Consider the following 26640-nt stretch of genomic DNA (forward strand, 5'->3'; position numbering starts at 1 on the left):
GGCGAATCTGTTCGGGCGAATCGAATGGCACATTGATTCACGATGGCCAGACCAACCTTGCCACATGACTGACGACATCACCGGCATCCGTGTCGGTGGTGTCATTTACTTGATCTCGAAGAACGCACTCGCTCCGATTCGAAAAACGAGCTCGTCGTTTCAATCTGATGTTCTATAATGAAGATGATGGACACCTTTGATTGGTTATTCCCCACATATAGCGGGTAATTGAGGATGTGGCTCAGCACGAGCCGATTTGAAACGGATGGAGGGATGAACATGAAGCAATGGACCACTGACTCGATTTATTTGTTCGGGCTCATCGCTTGTATGATGATCGGCACGATGGCGTTCACCGTCCTTTTGTTCGAAAGTGACACCGGCCTTCTCGGCTATTTGATTTTACCTGCCATCGTCTTATCTTCCCTCATCTTCGGGATGCGGGCCGGGCTCACCTTGTCTGTCACGCTCCTCCTCTCTTTATTCATCTATTTCCGATGGTTCGCGTCCATCTATGAAGCAGGAAACATTCAGTTTTTCAACGGCAGAGGCATCAGTTTCACGATTTTGCTGCTCGTCATGTCCATCTTGTCCGGCCTCATTCATCAACTCGTGAAGAACGTGCAGCTGTCACGGCTCGAGTTAGAGGAGCGCGCCCGACAGCTCGTGGCCGTCGACCCTGAGACGTGGCTCGATAACGCCGAACGGTTTCAGATGGACTTGACTGCCGAACGCGATCGCCTCATCCGCCACGGTGAAGCTTTCACGGTGTCGTTCATTCAAATCCATGAGCTGAGACAGTTCGAGGAACGGTTTGGACGGACCGAATATGAATGGTTCTTGAACTACTTCAGCGACGAGCTCCACCTGGCCACGAGACGAACGGATCATAAGTATCGCGTCGCCCTAGACACGTTCGCCATCATCTATCCACACACGTCCCCTGAGGCCGCCCGTGTCGTCCATGACCGGATTCGCCCGTTACTCGAAAAGTACGAGCTTCAAAGCGGTGAACACGTGTCGTTGATGCATGTGGATACGTTCTATGACGTGAATCGAGAAAATGGCAATGCGGTCGTCGACGAAATCATTGCGAACATGTCCACGTTCAGTTGACTGTCGCCCGATAAATATCCCCAATCAGACCATCCATTTGATGCACCCCTAATTCTGCATTCGTCATGATGATCAGTGACTTGCCGATGTACGGGTACGCCACGAGCATGCTTTGAAAACCAATCCCCCAGCCGAGCGAGGATAGCTCGCGTTGCTCCTGTTCACCATCCAGAAAGACACCGAGCCCGGCGAACAGGTTCAACGACGAAGCAGACAGCATGTCTTCGACCGTCCGATGAGACAGTTCGCGACCGTTCCCTTTCACCGCCTCCATCAGTTCGATGACGACGCGCGACAAATCCTCAGTCGTCGTCCAGAGCCCGGCCGCCGCTGGATATGGATAGTGCGGGATGATGGGGGCGACGGAATGGCCGTGCTTGTCGTGGCCGCTCGCGAACGTCACACCTTCCACCTCAAAGTCATACCCACTCGCATGCATATCGAGCGGGATGAACAGCTCGTCACGCATCACATCCGCGAACGGACACTTCATCACGTCCTCAACCAATAGTTGAATCAGACAGAACCCGGCGTCCGAAAAGTGAAACGCTTGGCCCGGCTCGCCCGTCACATGAACCGGCCCGTCATGATACGGCGTGTCTCCGTTCATCAAAGCAGCCATCGACGGACGTCCGAACGTGACATCAAGTGCTCCGAAACCGCCCGTCGCATCGACAATTCCGGACTCATGACGCAACAACTGACGTAACGTCACTTCGGATGGTGTCGAGACAACATCCTTTAGTTGCCACGAGACGAGCCGATCATTCACCGGTTCATCTAACGCCAACTGTCCCGCTTCGACCAACTTCAAGACGAGGACACTGGTCAGAAATTTGCTCATCGAACAAGCATTGAAGCGCGTGTCAGCCGTCACCCGTTGACCGCTCCCCGTCGCCACCGTTCCCAATTGTTTAGCGTCCATCAGTCGCCCGTGTTCAATCCAGGCGATGCTACAACCCGGGACGCGATAATGTTTCATCCGCTCCTCGATATACGCTACATCTAGCGACATGCCGCACCTTCCTCTCCTAAAGATAATCTCACCGCATCACGATCAATTCGGACAAATCGTCAATCGAATCATCGGCGTCTGCTTCAGACTCTTCCCACCAATCGTTCCGTTTCCAAACCGTCCGTATGCCGACTCGCTTGGCGGCTTGGATGTCATGGAGCGCGTGATCCCCGACGAACATGGCAGTTCCTGGCGTAACGTCTAATGCCTCGAGAGCCCGATGAAACAGCTCGGGCTCTGGTTTCTTCATGCCTTCCCATTCAGAGACGAGAATACAATCGAAATAGTCGCGGATCCCTAGACCACGAATCGAATTCATTTGAAATTCGCCATACCCGTTCGTGATGATGCCGAGCCGAAGCCCACGCGCTTTCAAGGCGCTCAGCATCGGATCAAGATTCGGGAACGCGACGCAGAAATGCTGAAACTGGTTCTCATAATCATCGAGTAGTTCTTGTTGGGTGATCCCGGTAATCTCAAACTCCTGAATCAACTGATCATACACCGCGTCTTTCCAGCGATAGCCGTGCTGGTCGAGTTCGATGAAGCGCGTGACATAATCTCGTTCTTCGATGCCGGTCAGATGTCTGTTCAGTCTTGCATACTGGTCATGGATGAAGCGTCGCACGGATTCATCCCGGTTCAGCAGCGTGCCATCCAAATCAAAGAGCACGGCTTTTAACGCCGACACCTCGGTCGTTTGAATCGATTGAGTCAGCGACATGGGATTGAATCTTCGAGCACGACGACGGTCTTCGTTTCCGTATCGATAATCCGCGTGCGCGTATCGTTTTTCGACAGCAAAATCGCCTTGCCCGTCTCGTCAAAACAGTAGGCCATCGGAATTGAAAATCCACAGTTTCGATACGACCCGTCGGCATGGCTCGTCCCGAGAATGATGGAGCGTTGTTGCAATGCAATCTGTTTCGCTTCTCCAGACCAGTCACTGTACTGTTCTTCACTGAACATGCCGACTCCAATCGGATTGAAGATAATTTGGATAGGTTCTTCCGATTTGAGTCCGTCCAGCCCCATGAAGATTTCTCGACAGAGCATATATCCGTATCGAAGACCGTCGTCATCGACAGTTGACGGCATGAAGAGCGGCATCGCCTCCGGAGTCTTGGCACGGTCCAACAGTGTCTCCCCACGTTTGTTGATGATGAGGGCCCGGTCCACATTCTGCTCGTTCCGATAGCCCATCACGACTGCTGTCTGAAATGTCTTCGCAAGCTCCTTGACCTCGTCCAGATGTGTGTATTGACAATAACCTTCCGGATACAACATCAAGTCGACCGCAGGGTTCGCTTTGATGTCTTGAATGAATTGCTCTAAGTGTTGCTCCATTTTGGGTTGACCGATCAGAATCTTCATTTGTACCGCACATCCTTCTCTCATTTGCTTTGTTTAGAATCAATCGTCTCACTTCGAAGTAAACCCGACTGAATAAAGAGGTTTCTTCTCTTGAACCGCCTCGACCACGCCTCCAGCTATCTCTTCATGCGTCAACCAACGGCGCTCCCCCTTCTCGATCTGATAGCCGAGCTGCACTTGGTGATAACGGACGTCTTCAGGGATCGTCAGACCGTTTCTCATATCGCTCGAGTTGGCGTGAGTACCGAGGACATGGAACACGTCCGTGCCCCCGCGCAGTGCTAACAACACACACGGCAAGGCATCAGCTGCGTCCGAATGAATCCAGGCAACGACCAGGTCGAAATCTCCATGAATCGCCATCGAACGTCGCAGCGCCTCCTTCAGACGCAAGTCGTACCGATAGTCGACCAATACGGCAGACAGCCGGCCCGGCGATCGCTCGGTCAATCGGCTCATTTTCTCGGCATCCCGTCCGATGATGGACACGTGATACCCAACCTCTGCCAACCAAAGGACTGTTTCCGCCAGCATCCCGCTGCCGCCAATCACTAACGCATGTTTCACGCTCTATCCGTCCCTTCTGTCCGTTTATAAGTAAGGAAAGGAATCCTGACTGACGAGAGCGAAATCTACATACAATATCCCCTCAAGGAGGCATGATTCCCATTCCATCGACCATCTATTCCATCAAACCAATCGAGTCGTCACGCGAACTCAATGACTCGTTCCTTGTCATGAGCCAACTGCGCACCGACCTGACGCTCGATGCCTATCACGAGCTCGTCGCCGCCATGCGACCGCAAGGCTATGAACTGTATGCGTTATACGCCGACGATACCATCGTCTCACTCGCGGGGATCGAGGTACGTGTCAATCTCTATCTCGAGAAGCACGTCTTCATTTACGACCTCGTGACGTGCGCGAACCATCGCTCGAACGGATACGGCGAGATGTTGCTTCACTTCGTCCACGAATACGCCCGCGACCTTGGTGCCAAATACGTCTCCCTCGAGTCAGGACTCGCTCGAACCGAGGCGCACCGTTTTTATACAGATAAGATGGACTACGCCATCACGAGTTATTCGTTCCGTAAACAACTTTGATTTCTATGTAACGAAAAAGGAAGAGCCGAACGCTCTTCCCGTCTTTATTATATCGTGATTCACGAGCCAAAAACAGACTGTCTTCTCCTAAATTCATCCACTATACTGTGAAGACAACCTGACTGAAGGAGAGATGAAGCATGACCGATGACATGAGATCGCTCGACCCCGGCCCGTTTTTCCACGGGACGAAAGCCGAACTGAAACTAGGGGATTTGCTTGAACCGCAGCGACGCTCGAACTATCAAGACAAGCAGTCGAACTACATCTATTTCACCGCCACCCTCGACGCCGCCAAATGGGGTGCCGAACTGGCGAGCGGTAAGGCTCGTGAGCGCATCTATCTCGTCGAACCGACGGGTGACTTCGAGAACGACCCGAACTTGACGGACAAGCGCTTCGCCGGCAACCCGACCCGGTCATACCGGTCGAGCGCCCCGCTCAAAGTCGTGGCCGAGCTCGGGGCGTGGGAACGCCATCCGGACGATGTGATCACGCATATGCTTGAATCGCTTGAGAAAATGCGACAAGCCGGGGAAGATGTGATTGACGACTGACACGAAGGAGAAGCACCTTTAAGAAATCCCACAACAAACGCAAGTATCTCTTGATGTCTATCGAAGTGACTGATTGGCTCTACGTCTCGACAGCAAGAAGATTAGCATCAGATTGGCTATCGCTGAGATTGCAACCTTAAGCTGAAATCCATTCGTCAATCCTTCTATCACATATCCTTTTAGTTTTTGGGACAGACTCGCATCCGGTATCCAATCAATCACATAGCCAATTCCTAACATTGCGGGAAGGCTTATCACGACATAGATCATGATAAACATGGACGTGAACGTCTTGATCTTTATCGTCTCCTACCTCCATTTCTGGTTGCACTGAATCGTAAAGTCTCCCGACCAAATAGAAAATGATACAATCCATCCAATAATTGGCTCAAAAATAATAAAGAATAGACACTCTGTGTATATGTCGATGCCAACATGTATACAGAGTGTCTTTCGTATTAATTTTCTCTAACGTACTTTGCGAAACTATCGAGGATTGCCTGCCAGCCTTGGCGCTGTAACTCGAGCGGATTCATCGATTCCGCATCGAAAGTTTCAACGATTTTAGTCTGCTCACCTTCTGAAACAAATGAAATGCTTACTTTACGGTCGTCTTCGAGGCGATATTGAATGAGGTGATTAATTTGAACCTCATCATACACACCTTCAAAATCGAAGGCCATACTCTTGTCTTTCGCCTCCATCCGACTTCGAAACTTTCCTCCGGCTCTCAAGTCATTTTCAGCTTCCGTCGTATGCCAATCTTCGGATGCATGATTCCACTGTTTGATGTGTTCAGGGTCCGTCCAAAGTCGCCATACTTTGTCGATAGGTGCTTCAATAATTGATGACACCGTCACTGTATTTGATTCCATCTAATGATCTCCTTTGAAATGAATTGTTTCTAAACGCTTTAACGTCGACACTGGATGACATCCAACTATCCTTTACATCACTTTCATTCGATATGCGTTCGATGAACCCCTTCTCCAATCTAACTAAATAGAAGAAGGCGGTTTTTTGAATTGAGTCGAATGATTTGTATGAACGAGTGTGAACGGATCCGCGAGCGACGCGGCCGCCGCCTCCGTTTGAGACATCGTCTCTTCCGTGACGACCGCCTCTTGGCGTCGTAATCGGAACGCCCGCTCGAGGCGGCTCGTCAGCAAGTTGCTGAGGAAGACGAGCAGTGACAGGCCGAGAGCCGGAACGAGGAACATATGGTTCGTCATCCATGTCGTCGCTGTGAACTGCGTGAAATAAAAACCGAACATCGACGACCATTCAAACAGCGTCGGTCGGACCCCTTCAAACAGGAAGACGGTGCCTCCGAAAAAGACGCCGAACAACGACAGATGAATGAGCAACATGAGTGTTTGCACGAACTGTTGCATGAAGACGATGACCAACGTCGGAACGAGGTGCGGCCATAAGTGTTTCCTTGTCCGGTGCCACACACTGCCGCCCAACGTCTCGGCGACGATCATAAACTCTTGTTTGAGCAATTGCCGGACCTCTGTAATGAGATAAAGCGTGACCGCAGGCAAGCCGAGCGCCACGAACACCGTCAACTGCAGCGTCACGCGGTCCAGCAGCGGCGGCACCATGGTCGAATCCGCGAAGAAAAAGGACGGGAATAGCATCATCATAGCCAACAAAGAAATCGGTAGAATCAAAAACCCGTCTAACACCATTTTGAAGATTCGGTTCACGCGCGCCCCGCGAAACGCGAGTGGAATCCCGATCAATAGGCCGAACGCCATCCGTCCGAGCGCAACGGTCGCACAAATACCGACCGTCCACTTAAAGCCTTCGATCATCATCTGGAACAAGTCGTTGCCGGCCCGGTCGGTACCGAGCCATTGATCTTTCGACGGTTCAAGCGGTGGAATGCCAATCAACCGACCTTCGTCGGAGTAACGGTTCAAAAATTGGTCGACTTGGCCATCGCGGAATACGGTATTCCCGATACTTAGTAACAGCAAGCTGGCAAAAATGACGAACCCGATGATGAAAATCGGGTCCCGCAGTAACGTGCGTCGCATCAAATCCCTCCTTTCCAGGCGTTCGGGATGAGCCATTCCGCTACTAAATCCAATATGAAAATCGGGATATAGACGACCAACAAGATGACGAGCAGGATCGGCATGACCGGATTATAGACGGCGAACCGGAAAATCCCTTGCACGTTGAACAAATACTCGATAATCAACAGACTCGAGAGCACCGTGATCAAGTTCGAGCGGAAAAAGAGGTAGAAGCGGTACACCAAATTCGGGAGCAAATGTCTCCAGAACAGGGCGGCCGGTCGGACGCCTTTGGCCCGGGCCAGTTCGAGAAACAACGACACCTCCTCCTCGAGGATATGTTTCGTCAACCACTTGAGGAAGAAGAACAGAATCGTGAGCGTCAACGTCACAATCGGCAAAAAGCGTATGTATTCGGCGAACCCACCTGCGACTTCAATTCGATCGAACCCTGTCTTCTTATAAATCGTGATGGCAAGAAATTGCGAGACGATGAGCCAAAACAAATCCGGGATCATCTCGAGTGTCTGGCTCGTTTGCTGGAGCACCGTGCGCACGCGCTTTCCGCTCCGATAAAAGAAATAGGCGTACAGAAGGGCGAACCCGACCGAGACGATGAGTGACGTCATAAAGATGATGACCGTCTCTTTCATGAGCGGGGCGAGGTCTGGCAATAACGGTAACTCGCGTTGTGCGGTGACGTTGTAGTATGTAATCTCATCGAGTTTCGCCAACTGACTGAATTGTTGTTGAATCCCATTCCAGTAATTTGATGGCACGAACTCGAGTTGCACGACGAGTGACGGCAAGGCACTGATCGCAATCAATACAAATAGCGTGATGAAAAACTGAGCCGATTTTTGAGCAATCCAATTCATCCGATTCTCTCCTTTCAAAAAACAAGTACAATCTCATAACCGTTTCGAGCTTGCTTATAAACCATAAACTATAAAATCCAAAAAACGCTTCCAAAATAAAGCATATCCTTCATCCCGAAGTAAAATTTCCCCATTTACACTGTTATGATTTTATCATAATCATTTATGAATAAAAACAATATTCCGAAAATTTCAGAAATCTAAATTGTCTCTTGATTAAACAGTTTCTACATGAAAATCAGCGTTCTTTAAAACTTGACGACTTCCGTTGGACTCACCTTATTGCTTTATCGGAAAAGTAGATTTCAATTAATAATTAAATTCATAGGATGAATGGCAGAAAAACCATAAAAAAATATCCTTCTAATTAGAAGAATACTTTAGTATGTTGAAAAGAGCGTATCGCCATCTTTCGACTTCAACACATAGTCAACTCCAGTCGAATTCACTTTCGTCAACGTGACGGTACAATCAAACAACGTGCCTGGTCCATATGCAACGTCCTCCGGTATGTCCGGAAAATCGTAAGATTCCTCTTCAAACCAGAGCGTCACGCCGCCTTGTTTCGACTGATTGTCAACGACATAGCAACTCCCAGTTTCTGTCTCATAACGGCCAAGCGCGCGATCATATGTATCAGGTATGGCAATCATAAAACAAATGATTGCGATGCATATGCTGAATATAGCTCCTAGCAATTTCATCAATTTGCGCTCGCTCCGCCATTGTGACATATATACAAATGTCGAAAGCACACATATGAATCCGACAAACCAAAACGCAATTAATTGTGCCAACCTGATCACCTCTTTCATATTATACGAACATTGCCGTATAATGTTTCATCATCCTATCAGATTAAGGAGTCCTATATGGCCCACTTCCTCAAGTTACAATCTATCTCCATTTTCCTCGCGGTTCTGCTATTATTGAACATTCAACTGCTCGCCAACAGCGGACGGCTTTATTTGTTGATGGGTGATGCTTATATGCTAGCCATCACTATGTTCGGTCTTGTTTCACTCATCTTGTTCACGCGGCTCATCATCAAACGTGTCAGGCAACTCGCACCTTCACCATGGAACCTATCCCTGTACGTGTTATGGCTCCCTTATTTGGCGCTGTTCACCTATGCCTGGACACAAATCGTCCCCGCCCCTGGTGAAGCGGCATGGCCAAGTCGGGTCGTCGGGCTATTGATTATCGCGCTCACATTCACGTTCCCGCTCTATGTGTTCATCGTCCATATGGTCGCCTGCTCCAAACAACGAACGACGTAACCAAAAAACGTGTGCAACCCGAAGCGGGTGCACACGTTTTTTCATGAGAGCCCCTGTCTTCGTTTCTGCCACGCCACCAGCAAGATGCTGATGATGACGAGCAGGAACCACGACGACAGCTTGCCGAGGTCAACGAGCGCCCAACCGCTCAACTGGTTCGGATATGCCCAACCGTTGTAGAACGTGACGATATTTTCCGCGAACCAGATGAAGCAGGCAATCAAAAAGAAGGCGACGACGACGGGCATCGTGAAACGGCGGTCGTCGAGCCGGTACGTGACGATGGTACGGCCGAAGACGAGAAAGACGAGCCCGATCAACACCCAGCGCAAATCGAGCCAGATGTGGTGCCAAAAGAAGTTGAAGTAGATGGCGATCCCAAGGCCGAACGCGATGAGCGGCGGTGGCATCTTGAGAAACTCCAAATCGAGCCGGCGCCACGATTGGACGACGTAGCTGCCGACGCTCGCATACATGAAGCCTGCATAGAGCGGCACGCCGAACACTTTTGTCAGCGCCTCGTCCGGATAGCTCCACGACCCCATCTGGACTTTGAACAGCTCGAGGCCGAGCCCGATGACATGGAACCAGCTGATGACTTTCACTTCTTCCATCGTCTCGAGCCCGGTCTTGACGAGCACGACTTGGACGAACAGACACCAGATGAGTAGCACGTCATAGCGTGGGAGCGGAAAGTCGAACCATTTCGTCAGCGCGAGCGCACCGAAGATGGCGACCGGGAAGATACAGCTGAGTGCTTGTTCGTAACCAAAGATGAACAAATAACGGAGACGTCGCATCCTCTCACCTACAATTCGATGTATTCGTATAAGAACGACGACTCGCCGTCAAAGAAGCGCGGGTCATATAGACCGAGTCGCTCGTCATCCTCGACGACGACCACGAACGGGGACCACTGTTTGAGCGTGATTGCTTCTTTGTTCTCGGCGAAGAGCGGTGCAAGATCTGCATCGTCGGCACTCGTCAACTCGTATTGGACTTCGGGTTCTTGATAGACCGAGTCGCTGTAAATCGACACCGACTCGTCGGTCTTCGTGATGACGGTGAACTGGGTCGGGATGAACGAGGCCGACAGCGCCACCTCGTCGTGATCGGCGGCATACGACTGATACAAGTATGCCCCTTGCGCACTTTGAATCAGGACGTGAACGACGATCGCTGCCCAGGCGTAGCGATACACCGTGTGCCTGACGTCCGTTCGACGTGCGATCAGCCAGGCAACGAGGAAGATGCCCCAATAGACGAAGTCAACGATCGGGATGACGCCGAACGTGATCCGGACAGCCGATAACGGTTCGAAGTAACCCGTTCCCCAGGCGTTGAATAAGTCCGCCGTGTTATGGATGAACACCGACAAGAGCGCCCACCAGAAATAACGGATATCGGTCACCTTGAACAAGACGCGTACAAGTAGGTAAATGAGTAGCGCGAACAACGGGACGAGAAAAATCGAATGGGTGATGCCGCGGTGCCACATCTGATACATCCCTTCCGTGTCCCATAGTCGCGAGATGACGTCACTGTCCGGGATTTGACTCCCGACGAGCGTCGTGACGAATAAGGCCCGTTTTTCTTGTTTCTGAAAGTCTCGCTTATCGGCCGCCCCGTAGAGCGTCAGACCGAACAGCGTATGGGTAATCGTATCCAACGGTCTCCTCCTTTTGGACGGAAAAGACATCCCCCTCATGACGAGGAGGATGTCCGTCCTAGCTTATTTTTCTCGGTCCATTTTCATGGCGCGTCTTGCGACGACGGCGACAAAAATGACAGCGACAATCGGAATGATTAAAGGCATCCAATTCAACATCCGCCTGTCCCCTTTCTACAAGTGTCGCAAGCAGTATATCATACCTTCATTTCAATCGTTTAGTGAATGCTCGCCTTCGCATATCGTCCGGCCATCGCCTCGATCGTATCGCGCATATGGTCGCGGAGCGTCACCGGTTCAAGCACTTCGACTTGCGTCCCGAGCGACAAGAGCCAGAAGACGAAGCCGTCCGAGACGGCTGCGTCAAAACGGATCAGGAAGCGGTCACCGTCTTGCGTAATCGAGACGTCTTCGCCGAGCTTGTCGAAGATGACCGGGAGGACCCGCTCGTCGACGGCGAGGACGATTTCTTCGTCGAGCCCGTTGTACATATTGAATGACTTTTGGAAGTAGTCGTCCGGCAGATGATGCTTCATGCGCGGCGTGTCATCCTCGACGATTTCCGAGTTGACGATACGGTCGACGCGATAGTTTCGGATCTCCCCGATCGACTCATCGATACCGATCAAATAGTACTGCTCATGGTTCCAGTGCAGGTCAATCGGATTGACGACGTAACGTTCGCCGTCACGGCGGAGCGGGAACGTCCGCTTCGTGGCATCAAAGCCGATGACGTCCGTGTATTGGAACGAGATCGCCTTTTGTTCCTGAATCGCACGCTGGATGCGGTCGATATGGTACGGGATCTGTCCATGTTTCTTCTTCGGTGTTTTAATAATCGACTGGAGCGTCTCCGCTTCCGGGATGCTCGTCAGTTTTTGAAGTTTCTCGACGATCCGCTCTGTCACGTCTTCCGAGATGAACTTCGCCGCGACGATGGCATCGACCATCATCCGGAGCTCATGGATTTCAAACAAGCGGGCCGAATGCCAATATTTTTTGGCGAGGCCGTTCTTCTCGAGCTCATCCTGCACCTCGAACCCCGAATCGGTCAATGCTTGGATGTCGTCTTTCACTGATTTTTTTGCTAACTTAGAAGTATCTCCGATAGTAGATAAATATTCGAGCAAGTCTTCTAACGTCTTCGGATGGTTGTCATCTGTATGGCGTTCGAAAAACCGTCTCACCTCGAGTAACCGTTCTCGGTTGTTCACGGTTTAATCCCCTTTCATTTCTCTATGTAAAATATGTATAAACAGACAGTAGCATGTTATTTCCATGAAATAAAGTTATTTTCCATTACAATGCGTTTAAGGAGGCCATTCCGCTTTGAAACATTACGCGCACGTCAACGGCACAAAAATCGAATATATGGACCGAGGTCACGGTCCGATCATCATCCTGATTCATGGGACCCAGTCGTCAAGCCTCGAACCGTACCATGTGGACCGGCTCGTCGTGTCCGGTTTCCGGGTCATTGTCCCATCCCGTCCCGGTTACGGTGAGACTCCGTACTCATTTTCAGCCTCACCACAAGCGTTCGCCGCCAATTTACGTCGCATGATGGAAGTCATGGCCATCGATCAGTATCACGTGTACGGCATCTCGGCCGGGGGACCGACCGCCATCGAGCTCGCGTCGCAGAATGAGCATGCGCTCAGTCTGACGCTCGCAGCCGCGGTGACGAGTGTCGTCGACTTTCCGTATCGGCACTACATCAGCCGTAACGTCGCCCAACCGGCGTTCATCGCGCTACAGTTCGCCATGAGACAGTTCGTGCTCCGGGCGATTCAAAAACAACCGTTCGAAGCGACAGCCCGCATGATTCAATCGACGAGCCTGCTCGCACTCGATGTCATTCGTGACGAAGTGACCCCGTACGATATCTTCCTATTGAAACGGGTCGCGAACCAAATGGCGTTCGGTCTCGGTGCCCAGTTCGACTTGCGGCAACAAGTGACCGATGAAGCGCTGCTCGGGGTGACGTGTCCGACGTATATCGTCCACTCCAAAAATGACAAGGCCGTCCCGGTCCGCCACGCGCATCATGCGAAGCGACTCATCCCGCATGCCCAGCTCACCATCTTGAACAGCCCGGGTCATCTGATTTGGATCGGTCGTCAAGCGCGGAAGAGCGAGCAACAGATTGAACGCTTTATCCGCTTCAACTCGTAAGACGCCATTCCGGGCGTCTTTTTTAGTCGCCCGCTTCGAGCAGGTTGATCAATTCCTCCGTCACGTCCGCCGGGAGGCGGTACCCGATGTTCGTATCGTCCGCGTCGTACAGGCTACTGACGGATTTCGGATCATCGTTCAGCCAGATGTAATAGCGGTCCATCTCCCCGTCCTCGAAGTGGATTTCAATATCGTATTCAGGACCGACCACATTGGCGACACCGGGAAGTTCGTCCGCTTCACGCAGCATGTCTTCGAATACTCGTATCGCTTCCGGTTCGTCGAACGTGACGACATCGCGCTCTTGGAAACTTGAAAAACCGTCCGATTTCGAGACGCGGACTTCTTCAATCCCATCCGTCCGAAAATCGTTCGAGCCGCAGCCAGTCAAAGTAAGGGCTAATATTATATAACCAAGAACTGACATATGACGTTGTTTCATGAATAGACTCCCTTTGTTTGTGTATGGTTGATATACGCGATGAAAGCTAGTAAAGTTCCCATCACATGTCTATCGATCACTCATCCACCCCGAGCACTTGAATCAACTGATTCGTCATGTCTGCCGACACGCGGTAGATGAGGTGCGGATGGGTCACGTCCATCAAATAGCTCGGGTGCTGCTTCTGACCGAGCCAAAGATGATACTGCGCCATCACTCCGCCTTTCCAATGAAGTTCCAGGTCAAAGTCCGGTTCCCCGTGAATGGAATCTTCGAGCGCTTCATCTGCATTGCGCAACATGTCCGCGAACGGTCTCACTTTTTCGATTCCGTTGAACATGATGAAATCCGTCTCATTGAACGAACCGATCCCTGATGACTCAGCGACTCGCGCTTGAGTCATTTCTTCGTTGTTCAATTCATTCCAGTCCGGTTCCATCAACGCTTTGATTATCGCCGAAGCCCCTGTCAACATGGCTCGATTTAATTTCATGTCCTCCACCCCATTCACGTTGATAGTCATCTTTTACGAAAATCTTGACGAAAGGTTTCACAATTTTTGACATCATATCATTCATGCCTGTTTCCGCGTTCGCTCCAAGAAAATCGGCAACAGGTTCAAGATAATAGAGATGCTGGTGAGCACCCATAATGCCCGTCCCATACCTGGTATGACATCCGCCAACGCACTCCAATCCTCCGCTTCGACCCAGACAGATAAATAGCTGTAATCCGCGCATACTGTCAATGCGGTCAAGGACAACGCAAGCGCCATCGGCAGCTTGTAATCTTTCCCGACGCTGAACGTATATAAATTGACCAGTGTCGCCCCAATCGCCAGTAATCCTAAAACCATCCACACGTAAACCATCCCTCTCTATCATATGTAATTTATTCCCTATTATCAGAATAGCATACAGTGCCCCATTTAATGGGAAACAAAAAAGCCGAGCCGAAGCTCAGCTTTTCCTTATTGATACGTCCAACCGGTCAGGCTCGCAGTCGCGCCTTCGTAGCGCAACTGTTTCTCGAGCTCGCTCGGGAAGACACGGAGCGTCGCGACCGCCTCCCCGTCATTGACGAAGCATTCGACACTTGACGAGTCGACGAACAAATGAAGCGACGTCACGGCAATCGCTTTCGTCCGTGTCGTACCGTAATCCGTCGCGAACGGCTCTCCGGCGTTCGTCCGGTCAATCGTCAATTCGCCTGCCGCTGCGTCGTAACGGATGACGAGTGACTCGTCGCCGACTTGAAGCAAGTCGAGGCTGAAGTCTCTCCCATCCGTTTTCAGCTCCAGCTCGTAACGGTCCGGTGTCGCGACGCTGAGCGACGTGCCAGTCGCGTCGAGAAATGTGTCTTGGCGAAGCGTTGTCATCTCCGCCACCGGACGCTGCTTGAGCGACCCGTCCTCGATCGTGAGCACACGTGGTAACGTCAAGGCGTGGGCCCAACCGAACCGGTCTGTCGGATACTCGATCTCCGGGAGTCCCATCCAACCGACGAGCACGCGACGTCCATCCTGTTCTGTCGTCTGGGGGGCGTAGAAATCGAAACCGAAATCGAGTTCTTCGAACGCGCCGTGTGTGAACGTCATCGTCTCCACATCGAGCTTGCCGATCAAGAAACCGGACTGATAGATGTTGTGATAGCGGTGCCCGTTCGGTTCGATTCCTTGTGGCGAGAAGACGAGGACGTGCTGTCCGTTCAGTTCGAACACGTCAGGACATTCCCACATGTAGCCGAACGGATTGAGTCCTGTCTCAATCTCACCGAGGAACGTCCACTCGTCCAAGTCGCTCGAGCGATACAACACGACGCATCCCGTCTCGTCCGTGCGTTGTGCCCCGACGACTGCGTAATAAACACCGTCCTCGAGCCACACTTTCGGGTCACGGAAATGTTCCGTGTACCCGGCCGGCACTTCCGGGATCGCGACGTTGCGACGCTCAATCTTTCCATCTCGTAACACGCCGATCACTTGCGAGGCGTGACGCGTCCAGTCATCCGTCCGGTGATTGCCGGTGTACATGACGTGGAGTTCTCCGTCCTTCACGAAGCCGCTGCCTGAATAGGCACCGTGTGAATCTTCGGTCGTCTCCGGGACTAACGCTACCCCGCGGTCCGTCCACGTGACGAGGTCGGGTGATGTGACATGATACCAATGCTTGAGACCGTGTACCGGTCCAAGCGGGAACCACTGATAAAACATGTGATATTCCCCGTTGTAATATGCGAATCCGTTCGGGTCGTTCAGGAGTCCCGTCGGCGGTTGGATATGGTATCCGAACCGCCACGGGGAAGCCGCCGTCTTTGTGCGGAGCGTCTCCATCTCGAGGGCACTCACGTCACGTAACGAGCGATAACGCTCTGCCTTCGTCCAACTCATAACATCACTTCCTTTTTCTTAAGCTGCTTCTTTTACTGCTTCTTTTTTCGCTTGGCGTTTTGCGAGCACGAACGTCAATCCGAAGGCGACCGCGAAGGCAATGGCCATCCCGATGATATACGAGACGATTGACGCTGGTGCAATCGAGATAATCCCTGGAAGACCTGCCGCACCGAGGGCGACGGCGAGGACCTCACGTCCGACGATGAACGCCGAGGCGATCCCTGAACCGATGATGGCCGCGATGAATGGATAGCGTAGTTTCAAGTTGACCCCGAACATGGCCGGCTCTGTGATTCCGAGGAGTGCCGAGATACCAGATGCCGAAGCGACACCTTTCATCTTTTGATCACGTGTCAAGAAGAAGACAGCGAGTGTGGCCGCACCTTGTGCGACGTTCGACATGGCGGCGATTGGGAAGATGAACGATCCGCCTGTTCGTGCGATATCCGCGAGAAGTTGTGTCTCGATGGCGATGAAGCTGTGGTGCATCCCTGTGATGACGATTGGTGCGTACAAGAGACCCATGACGAGACCGCCGAAGAAGCCGAGTGAGTCGTACGTCCAAACGAGACCGTCGATAATCAAGTTACCCGCTTCACGCGTGATCGGTCCGACGAAGGCGAACGTGACGAACGCCGTGATGAGGAGCGAAAGGAGCGGTGTGAGCAAGATATCGAGTGAAGCTGGCATGAATTTACGGATGTTGATTTCAAGTTTCGACAAAATATAAGCAGATACGAGGACCGGTAACACTTGTCCTTGGTAACCGAGTTTTTCGATTTCAAAGCCGAGAATGTTCCAAACCGGGATATCGCCGACCGTTGCTTGCGCATAGGCGTTGACGAGATCCGGGTGAACCATGATCATCCCGAGCGCGGCGCCAAGGTACGGGTTACCCCCAAACCGCTTGGCGGCGGAGAAACCTATCAGGACAGGTAAGAAGACGAAGGCGGCGTTGGCGAACGTGTTGATCATCGCGGCGAGGTCGGCGATGCCAGGGTACTGGTCAATCAATGAGCTACCTTCGAAGAACAAATCAGGTGCCGTGAGCAAGTTGTTGATCCCCATCAAGAGACCACCGGCGACGATGGCCGGGATGATCGGGACGAAAATATCAGACAACATCTTAACGAACTGTTGGAGTGGGTTGCCTTTCTTCGCACCGGCCGACTTGACGTCGCTTGTCGACATATCGCCGAGGCCTGTCAGTTGAGCGAATTCGGCGTATACCTTGTTGACCGTACCTGTACCGATGATGATTTGATATTGGCCACCCGTCGAGAACGTCCCTTTGACGACGTCTAAGGCGTCCAACTTCTTCTCATCGACTTTCGATTCGTCGTTCAAGACGAGGCGGAGCCGGGTCGCACAGTGGGCCGCGGCGGCGACGTTGTCTTTTCCGCCGATTGCCTCTAAAATCGCTTCTGCTTCTTGTCTGTAGTTCATGCTGGTTTCCCTCCTAGCGCTTCAAGCACGCGTTGTTGTGATGGTATGGCTGGAATCGCGCCGTATGCCGTGCATGTCAATGCACCGGTCACGTTCGCATATTCGATGTCCTGCAAGAGTCGGTCGTCATCCATCCCGAGTGTCGACAACCGATATAGATAGGCTCCGACGAAGGCATCGCCCGCTCCCGTCGAATCGACGCTGTCGATTTTCACTGAAGCGATGACATCTTTGACATCTTTCGTCGCAATCAGCGTCCCGCGCGAGCCGAGCGTGATGGCGATTCGTTTCGCACCCGCTTCGAGAAGCGACGTGACCGCCTCGTCTAAATCATCAAGCCCCGTCAACAAGTGCGCCTCTTCTTCGCTCAATTTGACGAAGTCGGATTCAGCGATGAAATGGAGCGAATCTTGTTTGAACGCCTCGAGGTCGGTCACAAGCGCGTCACGGTAGTTCGGATCGAACGAGACGAACAGGCCGTCACGTTTGGCGAACTGAAGAAGTTTGAAGTAGGCGTTCTTTAACTCGCCGTCGAGGAGCGCCGTCGCCGACCCGAAATGGACGATGTCTCCAGGCTTGAATGCCGACAAGTCAATCGACTCGAACGCGTAGTCACCGTCGCTGCCGCGGCGGAACGTGAAGTCCCGTTCTCCGTCTTCTTGAATCGAGACGAACGCGAACGTCGTGTCACCTTCCTCAACGAGGTTCTCGACGCCGACACCGTTGTCGACGAGCGTCTGTTTTAAAAATCGGCCGAACGGGTCAGCCCCGACTTGACCGAGGAAGCTCGAGCTTCCACCGTGTTTGCTGACGACGGCCGCGACGTTTGCCGGTGCGCCCCCTGCTTTCTTCACGAATGTCGTCCCGTTGACGAGGTCGCTCGACGCGTCCTCACAAACCCAATCAATCAATAGTTCACCAATGCAATGTACGGTATTCATCCGTCCACCTCCATGTCTGAATGTATTGCTTCGTAGCATCTGTCGAACCGGTTCCAAAAATAAATAAAAAAAATGTTGCGGAACCGGTTCCGCAACACAAATGTAAACGATTTAATTTAAAATGTCAACGCTTTCGCGCAGTTTTAATTCAAAAGTTGTGAACGTTTTCATCGGGATGGTTTCACCTGTTAACAACTGGAGAATCATGTCAGCCGCTCGGGATCCGGTCCGACGGTATGGGAGGTGGACCGTCGTGATGGACGGATGGAGCACTTCGGTAAAATCATAGCCTCCAAATCCACTCACCGAGATGTCGCCCGGGACCGTCTTGCCGGCGTTGGCAAGTCCCTTCAACACGCCGAGTGCGATGTTGTCGGTCGCACAGACGACGAGTGACGCCGACAGCTCATGCCCTATCTGAGCCCCAATCGGAATCGCGTCATCGATTTTAAATGACGTCGTGTACGTCTTCACATCCGCCCCTGCCTCGTTGAAGGCGCGTAAAAAACCATCACGTCTCGTTTGACCGACGGCGATGTCGTACTCCTCGACGCCCACATAGATGATGTCGCGATGTCCCCAATCAATGAACTGCTTTCCGAGGGCGTACGCCGCGTCAAAGTCGGGATAAACGAGGCTATGAACGTGTCCATGTTCCTGACCGATCAATAAGACGGGGATTTGAATGTCTTGTATTGCCTGCAAGTGTCGCTCCGTCACGGTCGTCCCGAGCCAGATGATGCCGGCCACTTTCTGTTTCGCTAAGTTATACAGTTGCTCGATTTCCCGTTCGGTCTGTTGGGCCGTGTTGACGACAAGCATTTGATACCCGCGTTCGGTCAGTCGTTCATCGATGCCCATCATGGTCCGCGAAGCGGCATAGGAATCGAGCCGCGGCACGATGACACCAATCATTTTTGTCTGTTTCGACTTCAAGCTTTGCGCGAACTGGTTCGGCTCATAGTTCGTCTCTTGGATGACGCGCTCAATCTTGTCGCGGGTCGCCTGTCCGACCGAGCCCCCGTTCAAGTAACGGGAAACGGTGCTTTTCGCGACCCCGGCCAATTTGGCGATGTCATTGATTGTCACTTGTTTCATCTCAAAAACCTCCATACGAAAAAACTGACGCGTTAGACGCCGTCAGTTCAATGGTTGATTACATATCGTTTTTTAAAGTTTAAATAATAAAGGCCGTTCCGTTTCTCGAAGCCGTTCTTCTCGAGGACATGGCGTACCGCTTCCTGATGCGGACTCGTCGGCGGGATGCCGGCGCGGACCGTATGCCCTTCTTTCAAATCGGACTGCTCGAGCGCGAGGCGAAGCCCTTCAGTCGCATAACCCTTGTCTTTGAATGGGTCGAACACCATCAAATCAAGCTGATAGACGCGAGCCAGTTTCAAGAGCAACACTTTTCCGACGACTTGACCATCGACACGGAGGTCGTAATAGAAGTCCTCCCCATAGCTATGGGCGTCGGCTGAGTACACCTGCTCTTCGCCCATCTCGACAAAGATGCCTTTTAACTCTTCGGCTGACATGCCGTAGGAACTTTGACCGTATTTTTTAAAATGCTCATATTCGATCTCATCAATCTGACGAATAGGTTGACGCACGATTTCCATCCCGTGCCCTCCTTAACAGTTATCTCATTGTCTTTCCACACTCATTATATACGAACGGCGCCGTGAAGCGCAAAAGATAACCGAAATCAGACCGGTTCGATGTGAATGTGGACTGTATCGACGGCATGGTGTTCGTCGAGTTCGCGCTCGATGTCATCACATAAATCGTGCGCCTCCTCGACGGTGAGGCTTCCTTCGACGGCAATCGTCACATCGAGCATGACGTGATTGCCGAGGTGACGTCCTTTGATTTCACGGACTTCCTTGACGGCATCGAAATGTTGGATCGTCTCTTCATACGAATCGACAAGGTCCGGAGGAAACCCGTCCGAGAGCTGATGGGTCGCGTCGAGAAAGATTTGAATCGCCGTCCGGATAATCATCCCGGCGATGAGGACGGCGAGCACCGTATCCATCCACGGTAATTTAAAGTAGGCAAACAGGACGCCGAGCGTCGCCCCGATTGAAATCATGGCGTCGGCGAGATTGTCTTTCGCTGCCGCCTTCAAGGCGAGTGACCGGGTCTGCTTGGCCAATCTCGAATTGTACGCATATACGCCGAACATGACGAGCGCACTCACGAACGCGATGACGGCCGCGAGCGGGTTCGGTTCCACGTATTCGCCCCCGATCAGAGTGGCGATACTGTTCAATAGAACGAACACCCCAACGGCGACCATGATCAGTGATGCGACGAGTGCGGCGAGTGTCTCCATCTTGGCGTGCCCGTATTTATGTTCCGCGTCTCGGGGCAGCGCGGCGATGCGAATGCCGATATAGACGGCGATTGAAGCGATGATATCGGTCGTGTTATTGAATCCGTCGGCGAGGACGGCTTCCGAATTATACAAATAACCGAATACGACTTTTAGGACAGATAAGACCAAATACGTCGTGATGGATAAAATGGCGCCTTTGAGCGCTTTTGGTGGATGAGTTGTCGACTGCATCCGACCACCTCCTTATTAGCTAAGTCAGTATACCAGTCGAATGTCGTGTGGGCATAGAGAAACAGTGTTTCCCTCAGTCAAATAAAATGGAATATATTCCCGGTAGTTTCGTCTTTCGATAATTATGGTAAAGTAAATGAGAAGATACCTAACGGTTACCCAACAAAAGAGGTGAAACGAATGTTTACAGAACGTGATGGAATCAAGCTTCGCTTGGAACAAATTGACAGATTACTCGCCGATTTGAACCGAGAAGCAAAACAATTGATGGCTCGTCTGCGTGAACTCGACGCAAGCGGTGAAAACCCGCATGAAGTGACGCTCAAGCCGGAAGATCGTGATACGCTCAAATCGTCAATCGATGAGACGCTCGAAGCGCTTCAAAGTCGCTCGAAACGCCCGATCAACCCGAATGATGAGAAGAAGAAAGAACTCGCCTCGCATAAGGCGCTCATCGATGAACTGTCGGATTTACTCAGCAAGAAAAAATGAGACGCCTCCGCGTCTCATTTTTTCAGTAAGGAGATGCTATGACCTATATCGTTACGACTTGTTTACGCCCGACCGAGGCAACCATCGAACGGGCCGAGGCTCACGCAGCAAAGTACGGCGCCCGTTTTATCCCCCGGCGCAAACACTCCATCGACACGTTAAAGCAACGCCACCAGACAGGCGTCCTCGTCTTCGATAAGCGCCGTGTCGAATATACCCCACTCGACGGAGATGAACCGTTCTTTTTCCATCCATCGAGCTCGGTGTTCCGCGTCAAGCAGCTTGCACGTGGTGGGAACGACCCGCTCGTCGATGCTGCCGCAATCAAACCAGGTGACCGTGTCCTCGACTGCACACTCGGGCTCGGCTCGGACAGCATCGTCCTCAGTCATGCCGTCGGTCCGACCGGTCGCGCCGTCGGTCTCGAGAGTGAGTTCGTCACCGCGATGCTCGTCAAAGAAGGCTTGACCGTCTGGGAAGAGAAACACGACGCGGTCAATGAGGCGATGCGTCGACTCGAGGTAGTTTGGATGGACGCCCTCACCTATTTGAAGTCATGCCCAGACGATTCGTTCGACGTCGTCTACTTCGATCCGATGTTCGAAAAGACGATTTCAGAATCGGTTCACTTGAACCCATTAAGATCCCTCGCCAACACAAATCCACTGTCTTTTGAACTCATGACGGAGGCCCGTCGTGTCGCGGCCAGACGGATTGTCCTAAAGGCTCATTTTGAGAGTAAGACGTTCGAAACGTTTGGTTTTACACGGATTGTTCGCAAAACATCCAAATTTCATTACGGCATCATCGATGTAGAGACTTGACCCCTTAGGTCTTTAGGACCAATCGGGACGAAAGTCTCTTTTTTCGATTCTTATTTTCTGAATATTGACATTAATCTGACACAAGTTTAATGTTGGATTCAAGCTCACACAATTTCCCATTATTTTCACAGGAGGTTAGTACAAATGAAAAAACGTTCCATCCGTCGCACGACGCTCGCCGTCGCGCTGACATCGGTCATGAGCGTCAGTGCGATCCCGGCCGTCGGTGCCGCTCCACTCGCCGCCTCACCGCTACCAACCCCGAGCACGAATGCTCCATTCGATCACAACATCATCGATGAGGATCGGCTCGCCAAAGCGCTCGAGAAACGAGGCGTCATCAAAAAAGGGCTTTCGGCCACCGAGCGCCAAAAGGCCGTCGATGCCTATATCGAGAAGAAGCAAGGCAATGCGCAAGACGTCCATAAGCACGGCTTGAACGATAAAGCCGCTGAAGCAAAAGAGAAGATACATAACCAATTCGAGAAAGAATCGAAACGTCTCCTCGACAAAGCGAAAAAAGGACAAGCGAACTATCGGAAAGGCAAGCCGAACGGCCAAGTCAAAGTCGACCCGGCCAAGCAAGCTGGCTATAACGGCGCCGTCCGTGAAGACAAAGTACTCGTCCTTCTCGTCGAATATAGCGACTTCAAACATAACAACGTCGTTCAAGAAGAAGGCTATCTCTATAGCGACAACTTCAGTAAAGAACACTACGAGCAGTATATGTTCGGCGACGAGTCGTTCGAACTGTTCAACGGTGAAAAAGTCCAAACGTTCAAACAGTATTATGAAGAGCAGTCGGGCGGCAGCTACACGGTCGACGGCACGGTTTCTGACTGGTTGACCGTCCCAGGCACGGCGAAAGACTATGGTGGTGACAATCCGGCTGGCGGGAATGACAACATCGGACCAGGTCCGCGTCAACTCGTTAAAGACACGTTGAACGCGGCAGTCGCTTCAGGCATGGACCTCGCCGAATATGATGAATACGATTTATATGACCTCGACGGTGACGGCGACTTCAACGAGCCGGACGGCTTGGTCGACCACTTGATGATCATCCATGCCGGTACCGGCCAAGAAGCGGGTGGCGGTGTCCTCGGTGATGACGCAGTCTGGTCACACCGTTGGGTCGTCGGGAACAGTCCTTACCGTGTAGCTGGAACGACAGCAGACGTCCCGTACTGGGGCGGTCAAATGGCGGCATTCGATTACACGATTCAACCGGAAGACGGCGCAGTCGGCGTCTTCGCTCACGAATATGGTCACGATCTCGGTCTTCCAGATGAATACGACACACAGTACACAGGTCAAGGCGAACCAGTCCAATCATGGTCGATCATGAGTGGCGGCAGCTGGGCTGGTAAAGTGGCAGGTACGGAGCCGACGAGCTTCTCGCCACAAAACAAAGAGTACTTCCAAAAATTGATGGGCGGCAACTGGGCGAACATCACGGAAGTTGATCTTGAAGACATCACACAACAAGGTTTCGTCTCGAAACTCGATCAATCCGTGACGAAATCGACGAACCCTGGATTGTTGAAAGTAAACCTTCCAGACAAGAAAGTAAAAGGCATAGAGCCAGCATTCGGCGAGTATTACTACTACTCGACAAAAGGCGATAACTTGCATACCGAACTCGCAACACCGACGGTCAAACTCGGCGCGGACGGTACGCTCGCTTTCGACACACGTTTCGATATCGAATTTGACTACGACTACTTGTACGTGAAAGCACTCAGCGGCGGCAAAGAAGTCGTCCTTGATGTCTACGGCGATGACAACACTGGAAACGGTGCGGAATCGACGAACGGTGCTTGGGTGAACAAATCGTACGACTTGTCTCAATTCGCGGGTCAAGACGTGCAAATCGTCTTCGAATACGTGACAGACGGTGGACTTGCCCTTGAAGGATTCGCACTCGACAACTTGTCGATCACGTCAGGCGGTCAATCGCTTCTCGCAGACGATGCGGAAGGCGCAGAGAAAGTCACACTCGACGGTTTCGTCAAGTCAGACGGCTATGACACGAAACCTCACTACTACTATCTTGAATGGCGCAACCATGAAGGTGCAGACACAGGTCTCTTGAACGGCCGTGGCGTCAAGTACAACACAGGTCTCGTCGTCTGGTATGCGGATGATTCGTTCTCAGACAACTGGGTCGGGATTCACCCGGGTGAAGGTTTCCTCGGTGTCGTCGACTCGCATCCTGAGGCCCTTATCGGCAACTTGAACGGTCAAGAAACAGTCGCTGGCAGCACGCGCTACCAGATCGCAGATGCGGCGTTCAGCTTAGATAAGACGCTCCCATGGTACATCGATTCACCGAGCCGTGGCATCTATGACTACAAAGCTCAACCAGGCGTGAAACAGTTCAACGACGCCAACACGTACATCAACTCGCTCATCCCAGATGCGGGCCGTAAACTTCCACAATACGGACTCGTCGTCGACGTCGTCGGCGAAGCGAAAGACAACTCGGCTGGAGCTGTTTGGGTCCGGACGAAGTAAGCTTGATTCAACGCACCCCCGCCCTTCTCACCATGAGGAGGACGGGGGTCTTATTATTCTAAAAAAGCTTGAAATTTCATGACAGACTGTGTAACATACTAGATGTAACCGCCTCTGTAGGTTAGTGGCAGACCTCAGCAATGGTAATGCTGCAGCACGAGTTCGATTCTCGTCGGAGGCATCAAGAATACCGCTCAACCAAGTGGTTCAAAGCACTTCCTGTATCTTTCAGGAGGTGCTTTTTATTTATCCGTGAAAACAACTTTGACAGACGACAAAAAACGCCCCGAAGGACGCTTATTTGCTCATTTGATGCATTCCCTAATCTTTTTTAAACTTTTAACTGATCATTCAATTTGTTTTCTTTAGGTTGATAGCTCTTTTTAGAAGTGAAAAAGAAAATGATAGACAGTATAAAAAGTGCTACAGGAAATATTATTAAAGAAGGATTAAATTTTGTGGAACTAACAGCATACTCGCCATACAAATAAATCGTCATCCATAAAGAGTTACATAATAAAATCACTGCCGATATAACTTTCATAATTTGCCCACCCACCTTTCAAGTGATATTATAGCCGATTTCCAAGCCACTTTTGGCCGCTTCCGAAAATTTACAAAAAATCATTCATTAATATTATTTATTGGTGTCTAATTACAATTAGATACTTCATTTAACAAATATGAGTATACATAGTTTAGATGATGTTACAATAGACTCGATGAAAGAAGGGAGTGTTTTTTGATGTCAGTCGACTGGTATTACGCTCTGAACATAATCTTGATGTTGACGGCGGGAATCGCGTTCATGGCGAGAAGTTATTTTATCAAGAAAGTCATTGAGGGCGACGAATCCGTCTACCAACACAAGCAAAACAAGCGTCGCGCCCATCAATCGAGCATTATCTTGGCGGCTGGGGTTCTTGGGATTCTCATTTTAATAGGAGCAACCAGCTTACAAGAAGACGATCCGGCAGTCGAAACAGCGACGGACCAGACGGAAACAATGATACTCGCGGATGGCGAATATGGGCCAGGCACTTATAAGGTCGGTACAGACATCGACGCCGGTGAGTACAAGCTCACTGCTGCTGATGAAGATTATCACGGCTATTATGAGGTAAAGACTGATTCTTCGGCAGATGGGGACATGGTCGGAAACTCGATGTTCGAAACCACAGAGTATGTAAGTGTCGAGGATGGCCAGTATTTAATCGTCAAACGCGCAACCTTCGCAATGAGTAAAGAGGCTACCGTGGCTGAACCAAAAGAAACGGACAAAGATTCAATTTTAGAGCCGACCGATGACACTGTCGATGCGTTCTTTGATACTCCGGAACAGGAAGCTGAGTTTTTCAAAGCAATCGCACTGACGGTGGAACAAGGACGTGAGACGATACAGTTAGCATCTGCCTTGACGCGAACATGCGGAAAGCTATGCCCTGATGTGCCTGGTGAGGAGTGGGTGTTGCAACTCGAATCGGCGAACAACGAAATGTTCGGACTGCAACGAAGTCTTAACGATTTCGCTATTGACCTACGCGTTATCCCCGTCGGCAGTTCGGAGAATATCGACTTTACGCAACGGGATGAGCTTGCCAGTGAATTTGAACGAGTCTCAGAACTCATCACCCCAATTATGCTGAAAGAAGATTGGGCGACATGGGACGACGCCAATGCGGCGGTCGATGAAGCAATCACGCTTATGCAAAATATGCGCGCCGAAGACGTTTACACGGTCCCGAATCAACAATGAAGTTATGTAAAAATCGTGCACAGTAACGTGCACACTTACCGCCCATGCACGGGCGAATTCA

Annotated in this window: 29 protein-coding genes and 1 tRNA gene; 10 read left to right on the forward strand and 20 right to left on the reverse strand. The window is 51.4% G+C overall.

Annotation, left to right across the window (positions count from 1 at the left end; genetic code table 11):
* Positions 1-279: 279 nt before the first annotated feature.
* Positions 280-1116 carry a GGDEF domain-containing protein gene (locus KNP95_RS05545; RefSeq protein ID WP_214756646.1) on the forward strand — a complete coding sequence of 279 codons (837 nt, stop codon included), beginning with the start codon at positions 280-282 and terminating at the stop codon, positions 1114-1116.
* Here KNP95_RS05545 and KNP95_RS05550 read toward each other — a convergent pair.
* Genes KNP95_RS05550 through KNP95_RS05565 form a run of 4 tightly spaced genes read right to left on the reverse strand, consistent with a single transcriptional unit; the run spans position 1109 to position 4072 of the window.
* Positions 1109-2131, reverse strand: a complete 1023-nt coding sequence (locus KNP95_RS05550) for a serine hydrolase domain-containing protein (protein ID WP_214836007.1) — start codon at positions 2129-2131, stop codon at positions 1109-1111. The genes KNP95_RS05545 and KNP95_RS05550 overlap by 8 nt on opposite strands.
* A 28-nt stretch (positions 2132-2159) precedes the next feature.
* Positions 2160-2855: an HAD family hydrolase gene (locus tag KNP95_RS05555; RefSeq protein WP_214756648.1), complete on the reverse strand. Its 696-nt coding sequence runs from the start codon at positions 2853-2855 to the stop codon at positions 2160-2162.
* Complete coding sequence (locus tag KNP95_RS05560) at positions 2846-3505, reverse strand: carbon-nitrogen hydrolase family protein (protein ID WP_214756649.1); 660 nt, start codon at positions 3503-3505, stop codon at positions 2846-2848. Before KNP95_RS05560 ends, KNP95_RS05555 begins: the two co-directional genes overlap by 10 nt.
* 48 nt (positions 3506-3553) lie before the next feature.
* Entirely contained in the window at positions 3554-4072 is a 519-nt protein-coding gene (locus KNP95_RS05565; RefSeq protein ID WP_214756650.1) for a Rossmann-fold NAD(P)-binding domain-containing protein, read from the reverse strand.
* A 92-nt stretch (positions 4073-4164) separates the two neighbouring features.
* Between KNP95_RS05565 and KNP95_RS05570 the strand changes: the two genes are divergently transcribed.
* Complete coding sequence (locus tag KNP95_RS05570) at positions 4165-4611, forward strand: GNAT family N-acetyltransferase (protein ID WP_251130855.1); 447 nt, start codon at positions 4165-4167, stop codon at positions 4609-4611.
* 140 nt (positions 4612-4751) lie between these two features.
* A complete protein-coding gene (arr, locus tag KNP95_RS05575; protein WP_214756651.1) occupies positions 4752-5168 on the forward strand; it encodes an NAD(+)--rifampin ADP-ribosyltransferase in 417 nt (138 codons plus the stop codon).
* A gap of 458 nt (positions 5169-5626) precedes the next feature.
* On the opposite strand, the gene KNP95_RS05580 is transcribed toward arr, so the two are convergent.
* The 4 genes from KNP95_RS05580 to KNP95_RS05595 form a co-directional block, all read right to left on the reverse strand.
* Complete coding sequence (locus tag KNP95_RS05580) at positions 5627-6043, reverse strand: SRPBCC family protein (protein WP_214756653.1); 417 nt, start codon at positions 6041-6043, stop codon at positions 5627-5629.
* 123 nt (positions 6044-6166) lie between these two features.
* Complete coding sequence (locus KNP95_RS05585) at positions 6167-7213, reverse strand: ABC transporter permease (protein ID WP_214719637.1); 1047 nt, start codon at positions 7211-7213, stop codon at positions 6167-6169.
* Complete coding sequence (locus KNP95_RS05590) at positions 7213-8073, reverse strand: ABC transporter permease subunit (RefSeq protein WP_214836010.1); 861 nt, start codon at positions 8071-8073, stop codon at positions 7213-7215. Before KNP95_RS05590 ends, KNP95_RS05585 begins: the two co-directional genes overlap by 1 nt.
* Before the next feature lie 380 nt (positions 8074-8453).
* Positions 8454-8726, reverse strand: coding sequence for a hypothetical protein (locus tag KNP95_RS05595; protein ID WP_214832697.1), 273 nt, complete (start codon positions 8724-8726; stop codon positions 8454-8456).
* A 219-nt stretch (positions 8727-8945) separates the two neighbouring features.
* Here KNP95_RS05595 and KNP95_RS05600 point away from each other — a divergent pair, with 219 nt between their 5' ends.
* Positions 8946-9353 carry a hypothetical protein gene (locus KNP95_RS05600; RefSeq protein ID WP_214756656.1) on the forward strand — a complete coding sequence of 136 codons (408 nt, stop codon included), beginning with the start codon at positions 8946-8948 and terminating at the stop codon, positions 9351-9353.
* 41 nt (positions 9354-9394) lie between these two features.
* Here the strand turns inward: KNP95_RS05600 and KNP95_RS05605 are convergent, their stop codons facing one another.
* From KNP95_RS05605 to KNP95_RS05615, 3 genes are all read right to left on the reverse strand, one after another.
* A complete protein-coding gene (locus KNP95_RS05605; RefSeq protein ID WP_214755934.1) occupies positions 9395-10153 on the reverse strand; it encodes a DUF817 domain-containing protein in 759 nt (252 codons plus the stop codon).
* 8 nt (positions 10154-10161) lie between these two features.
* Positions 10162-11022, reverse strand: coding sequence for a metal-dependent hydrolase (locus tag KNP95_RS05610; protein WP_214828038.1), 861 nt, complete (start codon positions 11020-11022; stop codon positions 10162-10164).
* Positions 11023-11240: 218 nt separating this feature from the next.
* Entirely contained in the window at positions 11241-12236 is a 996-nt protein-coding gene (locus tag KNP95_RS05615) for a helix-turn-helix transcriptional regulator (protein ID WP_214836011.1), read from the reverse strand.
* A gap of 115 nt (positions 12237-12351) precedes the next feature.
* Here KNP95_RS05615 and KNP95_RS05620 point away from each other — a divergent pair, with 115 nt between their 5' ends.
* The gene (locus tag KNP95_RS05620; protein WP_214828041.1) at positions 12352-13197 is read left to right on the forward strand and encodes an alpha/beta fold hydrolase; all 846 of its coding nucleotides are present in this window, start codon (positions 12352-12354) and stop codon (positions 13195-13197) included.
* Between the two features lie 22 nt (positions 13198-13219).
* On the opposite strand, the gene KNP95_RS05625 is transcribed toward KNP95_RS05620, so the two are convergent.
* The 9 genes from KNP95_RS05625 to KNP95_RS05665 all read right to left on the reverse strand — a co-directional run bounded on the left by KNP95_RS05625 (position 13220) and on the right by KNP95_RS05665 (position 20990).
* The gene (locus KNP95_RS05625; RefSeq protein ID WP_214828043.1) at positions 13220-13639 is read right to left on the reverse strand and encodes a YhfM domain-containing protein; all 420 of its coding nucleotides are present in this window, start codon (positions 13637-13639) and stop codon (positions 13220-13222) included.
* Between the two features lie 76 nt (positions 13640-13715).
* Positions 13716-14132, reverse strand: coding sequence for a YhfM domain-containing protein (locus KNP95_RS05630; protein ID WP_214828045.1), 417 nt, complete (start codon positions 14130-14132; stop codon positions 13716-13718).
* Positions 14133-14213: 81 nt separating this feature from the next.
* On the reverse strand, positions 14214-14501 hold the full coding sequence (locus KNP95_RS05635; RefSeq protein ID WP_214836013.1) for a hypothetical protein: 288 nt from the start codon (positions 14499-14501) through the stop codon (positions 14214-14216).
* Positions 14502-14609: 108 nt separating this feature from the next.
* Positions 14610-16028, reverse strand: coding sequence for a glycoside hydrolase family 32 protein (locus tag KNP95_RS05640; RefSeq protein WP_058763572.1), 1419 nt, complete (start codon positions 16026-16028; stop codon positions 14610-14612).
* Between the two features lie 18 nt (positions 16029-16046).
* Positions 16047-17477 (reverse strand): sucrose-specific PTS transporter subunit IIBC, encoded by a 1431-nt coding sequence (locus tag KNP95_RS05645; RefSeq protein WP_021067362.1) that lies wholly within the window; start codon positions 17475-17477, stop codon positions 16047-16049.
* Positions 17474-18418, reverse strand: a complete 945-nt coding sequence (locus KNP95_RS05650; protein ID WP_214836015.1) for a carbohydrate kinase family protein — start codon at positions 18416-18418, stop codon at positions 17474-17476. Before KNP95_RS05650 ends, KNP95_RS05645 begins: the two co-directional genes overlap by 4 nt.
* Positions 18419-18529: 111 nt before the next feature.
* Positions 18530-19516, reverse strand: coding sequence for a LacI family DNA-binding transcriptional regulator (locus KNP95_RS05655; RefSeq protein ID WP_214836017.1), 987 nt, complete (start codon positions 19514-19516; stop codon positions 18530-18532).
* Between the two features lie 47 nt (positions 19517-19563).
* Entirely contained in the window at positions 19564-20040 is a 477-nt protein-coding gene (locus KNP95_RS05660; protein WP_021067359.1) for a GNAT family N-acetyltransferase, read from the reverse strand.
* Between the two features lie 86 nt (positions 20041-20126).
* Complete coding sequence (locus tag KNP95_RS05665) at positions 20127-20990, reverse strand: cation diffusion facilitator family transporter (protein WP_214836019.1); 864 nt, start codon at positions 20988-20990, stop codon at positions 20127-20129.
* A 180-nt stretch (positions 20991-21170) separates the two neighbouring features.
* Between KNP95_RS05665 and KNP95_RS05670 the strand changes: the two genes are divergently transcribed.
* The 5 genes from KNP95_RS05670 to KNP95_RS05690 all read left to right on the forward strand — a co-directional run bounded on the left by KNP95_RS05670 (position 21171) and on the right by KNP95_RS05690 (position 26579).
* Positions 21171-21482, forward strand: coding sequence for a hypothetical protein (locus KNP95_RS05670; protein WP_021067357.1), 312 nt, complete (start codon positions 21171-21173; stop codon positions 21480-21482).
* Positions 21483-21520: 38 nt separating this feature from the next.
* On the forward strand, positions 21521-22306 hold the full coding sequence (locus tag KNP95_RS05675) for a class I SAM-dependent methyltransferase (RefSeq protein WP_214836021.1): 786 nt from the start codon (positions 21521-21523) through the stop codon (positions 22304-22306).
* 144 nt (positions 22307-22450) lie between these two features.
* Positions 22451-24823 carry an immune inhibitor A domain-containing protein gene (locus KNP95_RS05680; protein WP_021067355.1) on the forward strand — a complete coding sequence of 791 codons (2373 nt, stop codon included), beginning with the start codon at positions 22451-22453 and terminating at the stop codon, positions 24821-24823.
* A 110-nt stretch (positions 24824-24933) separates the two neighbouring features.
* Positions 24934-25004: transfer RNA gene (locus tag KNP95_RS05685), tRNA-Thr, on the forward strand.
* Between the two features lie 564 nt (positions 25005-25568).
* On the forward strand, positions 25569-26579 hold the full coding sequence (locus tag KNP95_RS05690) for an Rv1352/Rv1906c domain-containing protein (RefSeq protein ID WP_214836023.1): 1011 nt from the start codon (positions 25569-25571) through the stop codon (positions 26577-26579).
* Positions 26580-26640 lie beyond the last annotated feature (61 nt).

It is taken from the genome of Exiguobacterium sp. s36 (genome assembly GCF_018618345.1).
GTDB lineage: Bacteria > Bacillota > Bacilli > Exiguobacteriales > Exiguobacteriaceae > Exiguobacterium > Exiguobacterium chiriqhucha.

What these genes read in the sequence shown, in the direction of transcription:
- KNP95_RS05545 (WP_214756646.1), top strand. Translation starts at nt 280, where the DNA reads ATGAAGCAATGGACCACTGACTCGATTTATTTGTTCGGGCTCATCGCT.
- KNP95_RS05550 (WP_214836007.1), bottom strand. Translation starts at nt 2,131, where the DNA reads ATGTCGCTAGATGTAGCGTATATCGAGGAGCGGATGAAACATTATCGC.
- KNP95_RS05555 (WP_214756648.1), bottom strand. Translation starts at nt 2,855, where the DNA reads ATGTCGCTGACTCAATCGATTCAAACGACCGAGGTGTCGGCGTTAAAA.
- KNP95_RS05560 (WP_214756649.1), bottom strand. Translation starts at nt 3,505, where the DNA reads ATGAAGATTCTGATCGGTCAACCCAAAATGGAGCAACACTTAGAGCAA.
- KNP95_RS05570 (WP_251130855.1), top strand. Translation starts at nt 4,165, where the DNA reads ATGATTCCCATTCCATCGACCATCTATTCCATCAAACCAATCGAGTCG.
- arr (WP_214756651.1), top strand. Translation starts at nt 4,752, where the DNA reads ATGACCGATGACATGAGATCGCTCGACCCCGGCCCGTTTTTCCACGGG.
- KNP95_RS05580 (WP_214756653.1), bottom strand. Translation starts at nt 6,043, where the DNA reads ATGGAATCAAATACAGTGACGGTGTCATCAATTATTGAAGCACCTATC.
- KNP95_RS05585 (WP_214719637.1), bottom strand. Translation starts at nt 7,213, where the DNA reads ATGCGACGCACGTTACTGCGGGACCCGATTTTCATCATCGGGTTCGTC.
- KNP95_RS05590 (WP_214836010.1), bottom strand. Translation starts at nt 8,073, where the DNA reads ATGAATTGGATTGCTCAAAAATCGGCTCAGTTTTTCATCACGCTATTT.
- KNP95_RS05595 (WP_214832697.1), bottom strand. Translation starts at nt 8,726, where the DNA reads ATGATTGCCATACCTGATACATATGATCGCGCGCTTGGCCGTTATGAG.
- KNP95_RS05600 (WP_214756656.1), top strand. Translation starts at nt 8,946, where the DNA reads ATGGCCCACTTCCTCAAGTTACAATCTATCTCCATTTTCCTCGCGGTT.
- KNP95_RS05605 (WP_214755934.1), bottom strand. Translation starts at nt 10,153, where the DNA reads ATGCGACGTCTCCGTTATTTGTTCATCTTTGGTTACGAACAAGCACTC.
- KNP95_RS05625 (WP_214828043.1), bottom strand. Translation starts at nt 13,639, where the DNA reads ATGAAACAACGTCATATGTCAGTTCTTGGTTATATAATATTAGCCCTT.
- KNP95_RS05630 (WP_214828045.1), bottom strand. Translation starts at nt 14,132, where the DNA reads ATGAAATTAAATCGAGCCATGTTGACAGGGGCTTCGGCGATAATCAAA.
- KNP95_RS05640 (WP_058763572.1), bottom strand. Translation starts at nt 16,028, where the DNA reads ATGAGTTGGACGAAGGCAGAGCGTTATCGCTCGTTACGTGACGTGAGT.
- KNP95_RS05645 (WP_021067362.1), bottom strand. Translation starts at nt 17,477, where the DNA reads ATGAACTACAGACAAGAAGCAGAAGCGATTTTAGAGGCAATCGGCGGA.
- KNP95_RS05650 (WP_214836015.1), bottom strand. Translation starts at nt 18,418, where the DNA reads ATGAATACCGTACATTGCATTGGTGAACTATTGATTGATTGGGTTTGT.
- KNP95_RS05655 (WP_214836017.1), bottom strand. Translation starts at nt 19,516, where the DNA reads ATGAAACAAGTGACAATCAATGACATCGCCAAATTGGCCGGGGTCGCG.
- KNP95_RS05660 (WP_021067359.1), bottom strand. Translation starts at nt 20,040, where the DNA reads ATGGAAATCGTGCGTCAACCTATTCGTCAGATTGATGAGATCGAATAT.
- KNP95_RS05665 (WP_214836019.1), bottom strand. Translation starts at nt 20,990, where the DNA reads ATGCAGTCGACAACTCATCCACCAAAAGCGCTCAAAGGCGCCATTTTA.
- KNP95_RS05670 (WP_021067357.1), top strand. Translation starts at nt 21,171, where the DNA reads ATGTTTACAGAACGTGATGGAATCAAGCTTCGCTTGGAACAAATTGAC.
- KNP95_RS05675 (WP_214836021.1), top strand. Translation starts at nt 21,521, where the DNA reads ATGACCTATATCGTTACGACTTGTTTACGCCCGACCGAGGCAACCATC.
- KNP95_RS05680 (WP_021067355.1), top strand. Translation starts at nt 22,451, where the DNA reads ATGAAAAAACGTTCCATCCGTCGCACGACGCTCGCCGTCGCGCTGACA.
- KNP95_RS05690 (WP_214836023.1), top strand. Translation starts at nt 25,569, where the DNA reads ATGTCAGTCGACTGGTATTACGCTCTGAACATAATCTTGATGTTGACG.